At 38.0% G+C, this 14,359-nt stretch carries 11 protein-coding genes; 7 read left to right on the plus strand and 4 right to left on the minus strand.

Annotation, left to right across the window (positions count from 1 at the left end; translation table 11 throughout):
* The first annotated feature begins 108 nt into the window (after positions 1-108).
* Positions 109-306, plus strand: coding sequence for a hypothetical protein (locus tag EJF25_RS03010; protein ID WP_125039985.1), 198 nt, complete (start codon positions 109-111; stop codon positions 304-306).
* A gap of 100 nt (positions 307-406) precedes the next feature.
* Here the strand turns inward: EJF25_RS03010 and EJF25_RS03015 are convergent, their stop codons facing one another.
* Together EJF25_RS03015 and ppdK are read right to left on the minus strand one after the other, a co-directional pair.
* Complete coding sequence (locus EJF25_RS03015; RefSeq protein WP_125039986.1) at positions 407-1,903, minus strand: tyrosine-type recombinase/integrase; 1,497 nt, start codon at positions 1,901-1,903, stop codon at positions 407-409.
* A gap of 195 nt (positions 1,904-2,098) precedes the next feature.
* Complete coding sequence (gene ppdK / locus EJF25_RS03020) at positions 2,099-4,819, minus strand: pyruvate, phosphate dikinase (protein WP_125039987.1); 2,721 nt, start codon at positions 4,817-4,819, stop codon at positions 2,099-2,101.
* 247 nt (positions 4,820-5,066) lie between these two features.
* Between ppdK and rlmD the strand changes: the two genes are divergently transcribed.
* The gene (rlmD, locus tag EJF25_RS03025) at positions 5,067-6,437 is read left to right on the plus strand and encodes a 23S rRNA (uracil(1939)-C(5))-methyltransferase RlmD (protein ID WP_262707191.1); all 1,371 of its coding nucleotides are present in this window, start codon (positions 5,067-5,069) and stop codon (positions 6,435-6,437) included.
* A gap of 33 nt (positions 6,438-6,470) precedes the next feature.
* The gene (locus EJF25_RS03030; protein WP_125039988.1) at positions 6,471-7,391 is read left to right on the plus strand and encodes an RluA family pseudouridine synthase; all 921 of its coding nucleotides are present in this window, start codon (positions 6,471-6,473) and stop codon (positions 7,389-7,391) included.
* 98 nt (positions 7,392-7,489) lie between these two features.
* Here the strand turns inward: EJF25_RS03030 and EJF25_RS03035 are convergent, their stop codons facing one another.
* Positions 7,490-7,891 (minus strand): hypothetical protein, encoded by a 402-nt coding sequence (locus EJF25_RS03035; protein ID WP_125039989.1) that lies wholly within the window; start codon positions 7,889-7,891, stop codon positions 7,490-7,492.
* Between the two features lie 111 nt (positions 7,892-8,002).
* Here EJF25_RS03035 and EJF25_RS03040 point away from each other — a divergent pair, with 111 nt between their 5' ends.
* Together EJF25_RS03040 and EJF25_RS03045 are read left to right on the plus strand one after the other, a co-directional pair.
* Positions 8,003-9,640, plus strand: coding sequence for a B12-binding domain-containing radical SAM protein (locus tag EJF25_RS03040; protein WP_125039990.1), 1,638 nt, complete (start codon positions 8,003-8,005; stop codon positions 9,638-9,640).
* 194 nt (positions 9,641-9,834) lie between these two features.
* On the plus strand, positions 9,835-10,461 hold the full coding sequence (locus EJF25_RS03045) for a DUF4858 domain-containing protein (RefSeq protein WP_125039991.1): 627 nt from the start codon (positions 9,835-9,837) through the stop codon (positions 10,459-10,461).
* 1,303 nt (positions 10,462-11,764) lie between these two features.
* On the opposite strand, the gene EJF25_RS26500 is transcribed toward EJF25_RS03045, so the two are convergent.
* Positions 11,765-12,019 (minus strand): HU family DNA-binding protein, encoded by a 255-nt coding sequence (locus tag EJF25_RS26500; RefSeq protein WP_160119378.1) that lies wholly within the window; start codon positions 12,017-12,019, stop codon positions 11,765-11,767.
* A gap of 234 nt (positions 12,020-12,253) precedes the next feature.
* On the opposite strand from EJF25_RS26500, the gene map reads away from it, so the two are divergent.
* The gene (map, locus tag EJF25_RS03055; protein ID WP_125039993.1) at positions 12,254-13,108 is read left to right on the plus strand and encodes a type I methionyl aminopeptidase; all 855 of its coding nucleotides are present in this window, start codon (positions 12,254-12,256) and stop codon (positions 13,106-13,108) included.
* A complete protein-coding gene (locus EJF25_RS03060; RefSeq protein WP_125039994.1) occupies positions 13,108-14,343 on the plus strand; it encodes a DNA recombination protein RmuC in 1,236 nt (411 codons plus the stop codon). Before map ends, EJF25_RS03060 begins: the two co-directional genes overlap by 1 nt.
* The last annotated feature ends 16 nt before the right edge of the window (positions 14,344-14,359 follow it).

A 14,359-nucleotide genomic window follows, 5' to 3' on the forward strand; every position in this document is an offset into this window, starting at 1 on the left:
ACTGAATATAAATGTGATAATATTTTGAAGTATGACTATTTTTCACTACCTTTATAATATAGGACCAGGATTTTAGAGTATAAAGTTTCATTAAAAAAGTAACCCTGTATGTTTGAATTGTTGTTGCTGATATACCTGTTTCCGATAGTAGTGATAGTAATGCTGCTGTTCAGGCTGGCGAGATGGCTTGTCCGAAATACATTCAGGCTGCTGTGGTGGCTTGTGAGGAACTTCTTTGTCTTGTTGGGCAAAGGTCTGACACTGGCTTTCACACTGATTATGACGGGTAGGATTTTCAATCGGTAGGGATGGGTAAAGCCGTACCTGCCGGGTATGACCGATACGGCTCTGTGGATGGTGGGTAAGTTCTTCCCTTTATGTTTATAATTCTTTGGCTGACTGCCTGCTAAAATCCCTTGCCTTTGCTCCGTTCATAGACAACTTCCTTTTGTGAATCACAATTAGTCAGACGGAACTGGACGTTACAGCCTGTCGGAATGTCTTTGGGCAACTGCTTCACAAGTTCAGCAATGACTTCATCCACATTACTGAAACCTATATCCGTAAGTTCTCCGACAACTTTCCCTTTGAAATAGGCACGTCCATAAATCATCATTTTCTTGGATATACGGAACATCTTGTCTGCCGGTTCTTCTATGTCACGGGCTTTGCCCTGTTTGCTCTTTTCATCGCTGAAGAAAATAAAGTCTATCACTTTGGCGTTTAACCGCCATGCCGAAGAGAAGTCTATTTTTACATATCCTCTCGTTACATTCAGACCATGGCTGTGGTTCATGCCGAATGCCACTTCATAAAGATTGGCATCACAGTCATTCTGTGCGATGGTCGCCCATGTATGACGGAACGTATAGTAGCAGTAGTAGTCCTTTTTCTTCATTCCCATGTCGGCACAGATTTTCCTGATTCCATTGTTTACGTTTGCATTGAAGCTGTCGGAGTTGCTGTATCGTTTATGAAAATTGAACAAGTATTCCTCGTTCTCATCATGTGAGAGGTATTTGTCGAATGTGGACTGGATGAACGGCTCGACACGCATTTCAATGTATGCTTCGTCTCTGCGGCTGTGGCGGGTCTTTGCACGTTTGTAGCCGATAATACCATCCTTGTAGTTCTCTTTTTTAAGTTCGTACAAGTCAACCGTGTTGATTCCTCCAAGACAAAGGGAGAGGAGTGATACGTCACGGGCAAGTTCCGGCAGGGAAGAAATCATCTTCGTTTCGGGGAGTGGCCGGTTGAAAAACTCACGGCAGGCTTCAGCACTAATGGCACGTTGTACGGTATTGTCTGATTTAGGAATGCTGACTTTCAGCCATGGGTTAAACTTGATACGGACTATGCCTCTTTCTTCATCATTAAACTCAATAATTGCTTTCTTGAAAATCTGACGGATACAAGTCGGGTACATTTCTTTAGCACGATTAGTTTTAGATAAGTAGTCTATCCATTTCTTCAAAACAGTACTTGTCAAGTGATTAAACATAATTCGTGTTGTTCCCAAATATCGTTCCAAATGGTTTACGGCAAGTCGATAATTCTTTGCATTCCGTTCATGCCCTTCACGAATCATACGATCTATGTACAATGTCGCAAATTCGCTAAAACACACGTTATCATCTACACGGGTAAGATAGTCTATTAACTCCGTAACAGAATAATTTGAAATATCTTTACGGTTTATCATATCCGTATATTTCAGAATTTCACGAGAGCAGTATTCATTTACTACTGCATCTTTAATCTCTCCTGATTTCAGGATTTGTTTATCGGTTATGAGCTTGTCCGTTTTGATGTAGCCCATTCTTGAACGGTGAACAATGCGAATGTACACCGGATAAAAGCCATCGGCTCTTTTTTTTCTAATAACTGCTTTAAATGTTGCCATATATCAATAATTTAATGGTGTATGCGTTGGTGTATGCGCTTATGTTCACAGGTGTATGTCCAGGTGTATGCAAATGTCGTTCATTTGGCTCATTTTTTGTGGTCAAGTGTACGAACCGCCTAAAAACAACTTAGGCTGTAATGTCTGATAAACAGTCCATTACAGCCTAGTTCAATAACTATATAAATAATTGCTCTATTCCTCTATTGCAGCCTGCGCCGCCGCCAAACGTGCTATAGGTACACGGAATGGAGAACAACTAACATAATTAAGACCTACCCTATGACAGAACTTCACAGAAGAAGGTTCACCTCCATGCTCCCCACAAATACCACACTTCAAATCCGGACGAATGGCACGACCTTTTTCAGTAGCCATACGTACCAATTGACCTACACCTTTCTGGTCAAGTACTTGGAATGGGTCTACCTTCAAAATCTTCTTTTCCAGATATACCGGAAGGAAAGAAGCTATATCATCACGAGAATAACCGAATGTCATCTGTGTCAAGTCATTCGTACCAAATGAGAAGAATTCAGCAGAAGACGCAATGCGATCAGCAGTTAATGCAGCACGCGGGATTTCGATCATTGTACCTATCTTAAAGTCAATTCTATCTCCCACTTCTGCAAACAGCTTTTCTGCTTCTGAACGAATTACTTTTTCTTGTTCCTGGAATTCATACACGATACCTGTTAATGGAACCATAATTTCAGGATGAGTTTCTATTCCTTCTTTCTTCAATTCCAAAGCGGCACCTAAAATAGCACGTGTCTGCATTTGAGTAATTTCCGGATAGGTATTTCCTAAACGGCAACCACGATGTCCTAACATTGGGTTATGTTCACACAATGATTCTACACGTTGTTGAATATATTGTAGGCTTACCCCCATTGTATCCGCCATTTCCTGCTGACCTTTCAAATCATGAGGAACAAACTCATGCAAAGGAGGATCAAGCAAACGTACAGTTACCGGGCAACCAGCCATAGCTTTGAAAATCCCTTTAAAGTCAGCTTGCTGATAAGGAAGAATCTTAGCCAATGCCTTACGACGTCCCTCAGCATTTTCTGACAAGATCATTTCACGCATAGCTTTGATCTTTTCACCTTCGAAGAACATATGTTCTGTACGGCAAAGACCAATACCTACTGCACCAAAGTTACGTGCAACTTCCGCATCATGAGGAGTATCTGCATTAGTACGAACTTGCAAACGGGTATATTTATCTGCCAATTTCATCAAATCAGCAAAGTCACCGGAAAGTTCAGCAGCTTTTGTCTCTACCTTACCTTGATAAACTACACCTGTGCTACCGTTCAAAGATATATAGTCACCTTCTTTCAGAAGAACGCCATCTATTTCTACAGTACGTGCTTTATAATCAATATTCAATGCACCTGCACCTGAGACACAGCATTTACCCATACCGCGAGCAACTACAGCAGCGTGAGAAGTCATACCACCACGTGCAGTAAGAATACCTTCGGCAACAGCCATACCGGCTAAGTCTTCTGGAGATGTCTCAATACGAACCATCACAACGCGTTTACCTGCAGCATGCCATTCAGCAGCATCGTCAGCAAAAAATACAATTTGTCCTGTAGCAGCACCCGGAGAAGCAGGAAGACCGCGAGTAAGGACTTTCGCTTTTTTCAATGCTTCTTTATCAAATACCGGATGAAGCAATTCATCCAATTTATTAGGTTCACAACGCATCAAAGCAGTCTTTTCATCAATCATACCTTGACGGAGCAGATCCATAGCAATCTTCACCATAGCAGCTCCTGTACGTTTACCATTACGAGTCTGAAGGAACCAGAGTTTCCCTTCCTGTACAGTAAACTCCATATCCTGCATATCCTTGTAGTGATTTTCCAATTTTGTCTGAAGCGTATCCAACTCTTTGAAGATTTCCGGCATAGCCTCTTCCATAGAAGGATAATTAGCTGCACGATCTTCCTCACTCACACCAGCCAATTTAGCCCAGCGTTGAGAACCGATCTTAGTAATTTGTTGTGGAGTACGGATACCGGCAACAACGTCTTCGCCCTGTGCATTAATCAGGTATTCACCATTAAACAAGTCTTCACCTGTTGCAGCATCTCGTGAGAAACATACACCAGTAGCTGAAGTATCACCCATATTACCGAATACCATTGCCTGAACGCTAACAGCAGTTCCCCATTCATCAGGAATTCCTTCCATTTTACGATAAAGAATGGCACGTTCGTTCATCCATGAATTGAACACCGCGCAAATGGCCCCCCAAAGTTGCTCATAAGCACAAGTCGGGAAATCTCTTCCAGTCTGATCCTTAACGGCAGCCTTAAAGCGTTTTACCAACTCTTTCAAGTCTTCCACTTCCAGTTCATTATCCAGCTTCACACCTTTTTTATGTTTCACGTCTTCGATAATTGCCTCGAATGGATCTACATCTTCTTTATTGACGGGTTTCATACCCAATACTACATCACCATACATTTGAACAAAACGACGATAAGAGTCCCATGCAAAACGGGCATTGCCAGTTTTACGTGTCAGACCTTCCACTACTTCGTCATTCAAACCCAAGTTCAGGATAGTATCCATCATGCCCGGCATAGAAGCACGTGCACCGGAACGTACAGAAACCAATAAAGGATTTTCTACGTCACCGAACTTTGATTTCATCAATGTTTCTATATTGGCGATTGCTTTTTCTACTTCAGCTTTCAGAAGAGATACAACTTTATCTTTTCCTAGTTCATAATATTCGATGCAAACCTCTGTAGTAATTGTAAATCCCGGAGGTACGGGAACACCGATAAGATTCATTTCGGCAAGATTGGCGCCTTTTCCACCTAATAGATTTCTCATGCCAGCCTTTCCTTCTGCCTGACCATTACCAAAGGTATAAACTCTTTTTTTATCCATAATATTGTGATTAAAGTTACATTATGACTTTTTTCTGTTCGCAAATCTAAGTATATTTCGCAAACCAGAAAACTTTTTAAGAAAAAACTTTCTATCAAGATGCAATTTCGACATTACAATCTGGAATATTTTCGCTGACACGAAAATTTTCCAAAAAAAATACCTACTTTTGCGTCATAATTATTAGACTGGTGTAAAAGTGGCAAGAAAGAAAAAAGAGCTTCCCCTTTTGGAGAAGATAACAATCATGGATGTGGCTGCCGAAGGAAAAGCCATTGCAAAAGTAAATGACCTGGTTATTTTTGTTCCGTATGTAGTTCCGGGTGATGTTGTAGACCTACAAATCAAGCGTAAAAAGAACAAATATGCCGAAGCTGAGGTAGTGAAGATTCATGAATACTCACCCAACCGTACCGTTCCTTTCTGCCAACACTATGGCGTATGTGGTGGTTGTAAATGGCAAGTACTCCCCTATTCGGAACAAATCAAGTATAAGCAAAAACAGGTAGAAGATAATCTGAAACGTATTGGTAAAATCGAATTACCAGAGATTTTGCCAATCTTAGGCTCTGAAAAAACAGAGTTCTACCGGAATAAACTTGAGTTCACTTTTTCTAACAAACGCTGGCTGACTGCCGAAGAGATTCGTTTGGATGTGAAGTATGACCAGATGAATGCAGTAGGTTTTCACATCCCGGGAGCCTTTGACAAAGTATTGGCTATAGAGAAATGCTGGCTACAAGATGATATATCCAATCGTATACGTAATGCAGTACGCGACTATGCTTACGAACACGATTATTCGTTCATCAATCTACGTTCGCAAGAAGGTATGTTGCGGAATATGATTGTCCGCACTTCTTCTACTGGAGAATTAATGGTGATTGTGATCTGTAAAATTACGGAAGACCACGAAATGGAGTTATTCAAGCAATTACTTCAATTCATTGCTGATTCTTTCCCTGAAATTACTTCACTCCTATACATTATTAACAATAAGTGCAACGACACGATCAATGATCTCGATGTGCATGTATTCAAAGGAAAAGATCATATCTTCGAAGAGATGGAAGGTTTGCGTTTTAAAGTTGGTCCGAAATCATTCTATCAGACGAATTCAGAACAAGCTTATAATTTATATAAGATAGCACGAAACTTTGCCGGATTAACAGGAAATGAACTTGTGTATGACCTTTATACCGGAACAGGAACCATCGCTAATTTTGTATCTCGCCAGGCACGACAAGTCATTGGTATTGAATATGTACCGGAAGCGATTGAAGATGCTAAGGTTAATGCCGAAATTAATGACATCAAAAACACTTTATTCTATGCCGGTGACATGAAAGATATGCTGACGCAGGATTTTATCAATCAGCATGGGCGGCCTGATGTAATTATTACTGACCCTCCTCGCGCCGGTATGCATCAAGATGTAATTGATGTCATCTTATTTGCCGAGCCAAAACGAATAGTATACGTAAGTTGCAATCCAGCTACTCAAGCACGTGATCTGCAATTGCTTGACAGTAAATATAAAGTAAAAGCTGTACAGCCGGTAGATATGTTCCCACATACTCATCATGTGGAAAATGTAGTATTGCTGGAATTTCGATAATTCATTGAACCGTTCTTAAAAGAAAATATAGAAATGGAAAAAAGACCGAGAAGAACTCCTGCAGAAAAAGCACGTGCCCAGTATACAAACTATTCAGTTAAAGAGCCTGCTGAACTCATGGAATTTCTGGCTGCCAAAATGCCTGATGCAAGTCGTACAAAGCTGAAATCATTGTTAAGCAAACGGGTTGTGCTAGTGGATAATGTTATTACCACGCAATTTAATTTTCTTCTGCAACCTGGAATGAAGGTGCAAATCAGCAAAGAGAAAGGTAAGAAAGAATTCAATAATAAACTGCTAAAGATTGTATATGAGGATGCATATATCATCGTTGTAGAAAAGATGAAAGGATTACTTTCCGTAAATACAGAACGTCAAAAGGAACGGACAGCCTATACAATCTTAAATGAATACGTACAACGCTCAGGACGTCAATTCCGGGTATATATCGTTCATCGTCTGGATAGAGATACTTCTGGGTTAATGATGTTTGCAAAAGATGAAAAGACACAACGAACGTTACGTGATAATTGGCATGACATCGTAACAGACCGCAGGTATGTTGCTGTAGTAGAAGGTGAGATGGAAAAAAACTATGATACAGTAGTCTCTTGGCTAACAGACAAAACAATATATGTAAGTTCCAGCCAGTTTGATGACGGAGGTTCCAAATCAATCACTCATTATAGGACAATCAAACGTGCCAATGGATATTCTTTACTGGAACTTGATCTGGAAACTGGTCGCAAAAACCAAATCCGCGTGCATATGCAAGACTTAGGGCATCCGATTATTGGTGATGGCAGATACGGGGGCGAAGATTCTCCCAATCCCATAGGACGATTAGCTCTCCATGCTTTCAAACTTTGTTTCTATCATCCGGTTACAGGAGATTTGATGGAGTTTGAAACTCCATATCCGTCAGACTTCAAAAAGTTGTTTCTGAAAAGATAATTCTGAAGATAAAAGGAAAAACATAAAAGGCTATCTGCTGAATATATTTCTCCCATATATTCAACAGATAGCCTTTTTTATAAATAAAAATATTATCATCAATCTGCCATCTCCAAAGTAACCGTTCCCTGATCTATATTATTAGAATACAATCGCCCTGTAAGATATCTACCATCTACATATATAGCTTCTAAAACTAACAAAGGATATCTATTCCCATAATCCAAGTACAAGTCTCCATGGTCAATCCACCAGCGTACATCTAAAATAGCGGCCCTCTGATCCCAATCATAAAACCACTGCTCATCTTGTCCAAAGCCATTACTTTTAAAAGTAATACCACTTTCTACAGGCTCACCATCTACATAAAATCCCAAATCACCAACCCACGTGCGACCTACAATATGATCAAATATCGTATCATCATCTTCACACGAAGTAAAACCAACGAATAACGTTAGCATCATCAAGATACCTGCATATTTTTTCACTGTTTTCATATTATTCTAGTTTATTGCGTTTATAGTTTACAAAAATAGCGTTTTTATTTTACGATACGCATCAAGCCACAAGTTTTTTGTACCTTTGCATCATAATATTAAAACTTTCACATGAAACTTCTTTGGCTTGATTTAAATAGTTCGTATGCTCATTCATCATTGGCGCTGCCTGCACTACATGCTCAAATTGCGAATGATAGCACGATTGAATGGTGCATGGTATCTGCAACCATTAACGAAAACATTGGTAATATCGTGCAGCAAATCTATCATTGCCAACCCGACATTATCGCTGCTACCAATTGGCTATTCAACCACGAACAATTACTCCACATCGTTTCACGCGCAAAGTCCTTGCTTCCAAATAGTTCCGTCATACTTGGTGGTCCGGAATTTCTTGGAGATAATGAAGACTTCTTAAGAAGAAACAAATTTGTCAGTGGAGTGTTTCGGGGAGAAGGCGAAGAAGTATTCCCTATTTGGTTAAAAGTTTGGAATCAGCCGATAAAAGAATGGAGTTCCATACCTGGTCTTTGTTATCTGGATCAATCAGGAAAATATCAGGATAATGGTATTGCCCGTGTCATGCACTTTTCGGAACTTGTTCCTCCCGAAAAAAGTCGCTTCTTCAATTGGAGTAAACCATTTATTCAATTAGAAACAACAAGAGGCTGTTTTAATACTTGTGCCTTTTGCGTAAGTGGAGGAGAAAAGCCTGTTCGTACGATCCCTATTGAAGCTATTAGGGAACGATTGAATGTTATTCATCAACACGGTATAAAAAATGTACGAGTTTTAGATCGTACTTTCAATTACAATAGTAAACGAGCCAAAGCATTACTAGATCTATTTCGTGAATATCCGGATATTTGTTTCCACCTTGAAATCCATCCTGCTTTACTCACAGAAGAATTAAAACAAGAGCTTGCTACCCTGCCTAAAGGTTTATTACATTTGGAAGCTGGTATACAAAGTCTGCGAGAACCGGTACTTGAACAAAGCCGACGAATAGGTAAACTTGATGACGCATTAGCAGGACTTAAATATCTCTGTTCATTAGAAAATATGGAGACTCATGCAGATTTAATTGCAGGTCTTCCACTCTATCACCTTTCGGAAATCTTTGAAGATGTACACACATTGGCTAGTTACGGTGCAGGAGAAATCCAACTGGAATCTCTTAAATTACTGCCTGGAACAGAAATGCGAAAAAGGGCTAAAGAACTAGGAATACAATATTCTCCTCTCCCTCCCTATGAAGTATTACAGACCCAGGAAATCACAGTGGAAGAATTACAAACTGCCCACTATTTATCCAGATTATTAGATGGATTCTACAATACTTCTACATGGAGAGGAATTACTCAAACTTTAATTCTGGAAAATCCACATTTTCTCCATGATCTACTTCATCATCTCATTGAAACTGATGTGATAGATAATCCTTTAAGTTTAGAAAAACGCGGATTGATCCTCTATAATTTCTGTAAAAGCTATTATCCGGATTATCTTATCCAAGTAACAATTGCATGGATAGAAGCTGGTATGTCACTCAAAAAGATTCCTGCAGAAAAAGTCAGAACTAAACGACAGACACCCCCAAAAAACTGGCAAATAATATATGGGACATATCGTGAGAATCTAAGATTGTGTTTTCTACCTACCGATGAAGAAGGAAACGGTTACTGGTTTGGTTTTGAATCGGAAATTCAAAAAATCGAACCTGTATTTAAAGCAGTAACGTTATAAAATCACTTCCTGAAAATATATCATTAGGATATTCTTTTTTGCTATTAAGAAAAAAGAATATCCTAATAGCTAATACCCATTTTGAACATATAAAAAAAAGATTGTTACAACATGTGAAATAACAAGCGTTTGCAAACAATTTAAAACAGCATTCATACATTTTCAACGTCTATACAATAAACTTAACTAGAAGTATGAATCACAGAAAATGTAAGTTCATTATTATATGTTTGTTGTTGTCCCCTATATCTGTTACCGGACAAGAATGGAACTCCAAGGATTCTCTGAAGTTAAAAAAGCTACTTGAATCTGACCAGGAAATTATAATTAACAAGAATGTAATTGAAATGATTGAGCACGTATCTCATCAATCAAGTTCGTTTGTTGATTTTGATCCTACACTACCTGTATTTAAACCTTCATCAACCAATATCTTACGATTTCTGGCTAATACAAAGACAGATTTTTATCTATCTAATTCTACGTTTGTGCCCACTTATTCATGGCAGAAACTCAACAAAAGGCTTTATCTGCACAGCAATAGTAACTTTTCAAAAACATCCAACTATTTCCATATACAAACTATCATGGAATATCGTTTGTCGAATAAGTGGGCTATGAACTTATACGGTATGCAAAATCTAAACCATCGGAGATATAGAGGAGTTCCTTCTGAAATAATACCTACCGAATTTGGAAGTAATGTTTGTTTTAAACTAAACAAGCATTGGAAAATAAAGACAGGAATTCAATATCAACATAATATGATACTAAAAGAATGGGAATGGGTTCCTCAATGCAAGATTACATACAGCTGGTAAGACAAATAAAATAGTTATAATTAAAAGATTTTGCAAGTAAACTATTCGTAACTCCAATTTCAATTCTACAAGAGGTACAATTAATAAATAACCGAAAACACATATATCCATTTTGGATTCAAGTTTTAATTCAACAAGATATAATTAAAACCCAAAAGCATACACATATTTAGCTTCAACTTCACATTATACTATCTTTAAATTAAACTATCCAAGTGCAAAGATACATCAAAAAAGCATATCCTAAATTATTTTCTCTAAATATTAATGCCAACTAGAGATATGAAAATCATCTCAAGGTTGAATTTTCATATTTTATCCAACATAATACTGTATTCAATTTCAATTCACTACATTTGCCCAAATATATCATCTTAATATCGAAATAATATGAGAACAAATTCATGGAATAAAGAAAAACACCTCCCTAACCTATTACATATTAGGGATACTAAAAGATTAACTGTAACAATAAATAACAAAAAAAATATATACAGATAACAGACTTATATCTCAAATGGAGAATAACACTAAATTCGATTTATAACTAATAAAAAGAATTTACTATATGGTCTATGGGTCATATATATGAACACGCAGGGAACTATCGTACAAATTATGCTAACAATAATACACTTTACCATCCAACAGCATTTTTGGTAAAAGATTATATGACTTCATTTGATAGAAGAATACTAAAACAGTACACAGAATATCATAACTCAATTCAACACTTAGCGAAATATTTAACACTGGTATACAACGAATTCCTTTTCATAAGTCCTTTCACCACAGGAAATGTTAATGTCGTTACAATTTTAATCAATTTGATGTTATATAAAAAAGAAAGATTGACTTTACTCTATTAAACGAAATTTCACATCGGAAATATAAAAAAGCACTATACAAAACCAGATGTCTCAATTATAGCATCATAACAGATATATTTAAAGAATTAATAGGAATGTCTTACAGTAAACCTTACAATTATTTCACCAACAAATAAATTACCATCCGACCTGCCCCATATCGCGACTTAGCCACCCATCTTCTACAAACTGATTTAGATCATGAATTACCTTGTTTTTCAACTTATGAGTAATGCGACAATAGTCAGTTCGAGTTATACATGGGTGAGTTTCCAAATAGCTTCTTTCTGTTTCAAAGTTATTTCTTTAAAAATTTTAACAGTTTTTCTACTCGTTCCAAAGGAATTGACCGCATACTTTTCCGCAGACTATTACTAATCTGAAGATTTACATTCTTAAAATGAAGAGAACCCGAGCGGATTTCTTTTTCTCATTTACTGGACGGCTAATAACAGTAGCCGATAAATATCCCAACTCGCCAATTGTACAATATATCCATCACGCAGAAATTCAATGACAGCATCTGTTATACAAGTCATTATTACATCAGCTTGCCCACGACTGAAACCACCAGAGGTTTTCTCTACCCATTTATATAGTTTCTCCTTGCTAATTGTCCCCTCAGAAACAATTCTTGCACGATATTTTTCTTCTTTCTCTTTGTTATCAATAGCATGAACCTTGTATATGCCATATCACATCAATTATTTAATAACTACTATAAAAATAATCGTATTCACATATAGTTCTTTTCGAATCCGCATGATATTTTTTTCGTTTTAACATCTAGATACGAAAGAGATTAAATGCGAAAACGATTTAATTCTGCTGTAAAAACAGGAAAGTTTTATCTGAGAAGGAAGTATATCTTCCATTTTATTCTCTACCTTTGTAAAAAGATTCAGAAAAAACATCCTATTATAATGAAAAAGTTTATCAAGGGATTCCGGTTTACCCCATCCAATTATCCGGCAGAAGTAGAAGAAAAGATACAGAAACTCAGAAAACAAGGTTATAAGCTCCCCCCACGCAAAGCGCTCCGTACTCCTGAACAGTTGGAAGGAATTCGCGAAAGTGCTAAAATCAACACCGCATTACTTGATTATATCTCCGCGAATATTCATGAAGGAATGTCTACCGAAGAAATTGATAACATGGTGTATGATTTCACTACTAGTCACGGAGCAATCCCTGCTCCACTCAACTATGAAGGCTTTCCTAAAAGTGTCTGTACGAGTATCAACGACGTTGTATGTCACGGAATACCCAGTAAGTCGGAACTCCTGAGAAGTGGAGATATTATCAATGTAGATGTATCCACCATCTACAAAGGTTATTTTTCTGATGCATCTCGTATGTTTATGATTGGAGAAGTCAGCCCTGAAATGCGTAAATTAGTCCAAGTAACTAAAGAATGCTTAGAAATTGGTATTGCTACCGCCCAACCATGGAAACAATTGGGAGACGTAGGTGCTGCCATCCAAGAACATGCAGAAAAGAATGGATATAGTGTCGTACGCGAGCTCTGTGGACATGGTGTAGGTATGAAATTCCATGAAGAACCGGACGTGGAACATTTTGGACGTCGTGGTACAGGTATGGTGATCGTGCCGGGTATGACTTTTACCATCGAACCAATGATCAACATGGGAACTTTTGAAATATTTATAGATGAAACTGACGGATGGACTGTCTGCACAGATGACGGGCTGCCTTCTGCACAATGGGAGAATATGATTCTGATTACTGAAACCGGAAATGAAATCCTTACCTATTGATGGAATTGATTCTACTTATTGTTATAGCAGCGCTAGTAATAGCTTTACTCATACTATCACTTACAAAAAGTAATAACCAAGCTCAGACAGAGCAATTACAAACAGCTTTGCGACAGCAGATGCAAGAGAACCGGGAAGAACTAAACCGCAGTATTCGGGAACTCCGCATGGAAATGATGCAAACGCTGAACCAGAACTTGCAACAACTTCAGGATGTACTGCATAAGAATATGATGACAACCGGAGAATTGCAACGTCAGAAGTTTGAGACGATGGCACGCCAACAGGAGATACTAATCCAATTGACCGAAAAGCGGTTGGATGATATGCGTCTGATGGTAGAAGAAAAGCTTCAAAAAACATTGAACGAACGGATTGGCCAATCATTTGAGATTGTACGTTCTCAACTTGAAAATGTGCAGAAAGGATTGGGAGAGATGAAATCATTGGCGCAAGATGTCGGTGGGTTAAAAAAGGTGTTGAGTAATGTCAAAATGCGGGGTACTTTCGGTGAGGTACAACTTGGTGCTTTATTAGAACAAATGATGAGTCCGGAACAGTACGATGCCAATGTCAAAACAAAAAAAAGCGGAACAGAATTTGTTGAATATGCTATCAAACTGCCGGGAAAAGACGATGCAAACAGTATTGTTTATCTACCTATTGATGCTAAATTCCCCAAGGATGTCTACGAACAATATTATGATGCATTTGAGGCCGGAGATACTATACTAATAGAGTCTTCCGGAAAACAACTGGAAAATACAATCAAAAAAATGGCAAAAGATATTCATGATAAATATGTAGATCCCCCTTTTACAACAGACTTTGCCATTATGTTTTTGCCATTTGAAAGTATCTATGCAGAAGTAATCCGACGGACCAATCTTGTAGAAACTCTTCAAAAGGAATATAAGATTGTTGTAACAGGACCGACAACTTTAGGTGCTATTTTGAATAGCCTTCAAATGGGATTCCGTACTCTTGCCATCCAGAAACGTACCGGAGAAGTATGGACTGTATTGGGTGCTGTTAAAACAGAATTCAGCAAATTCGGAGGTTTACTCGAAAAAGTACAAAAGAATCTGCAAAATGCCGGTGATCAATTAGAAGAGGTGATGGGTAAACGCACTCGTGCTATTGAACGAAAACTCCGGCAAGTAGAACAATTACCTCATGAAGAAAGCCAAAAGATTCTGCCTATTGATAATGGAGAGGATGATCTAATAGACTAAATCCAGAGGATCATTT

Origin of the sequence: Bacteroides faecalis (assembly GCF_003865075.1) — a bacterium.
Lineage (GTDB): Bacteria > Bacteroidota > Bacteroidia > Bacteroidales > Bacteroidaceae > Bacteroides > Bacteroides faecalis.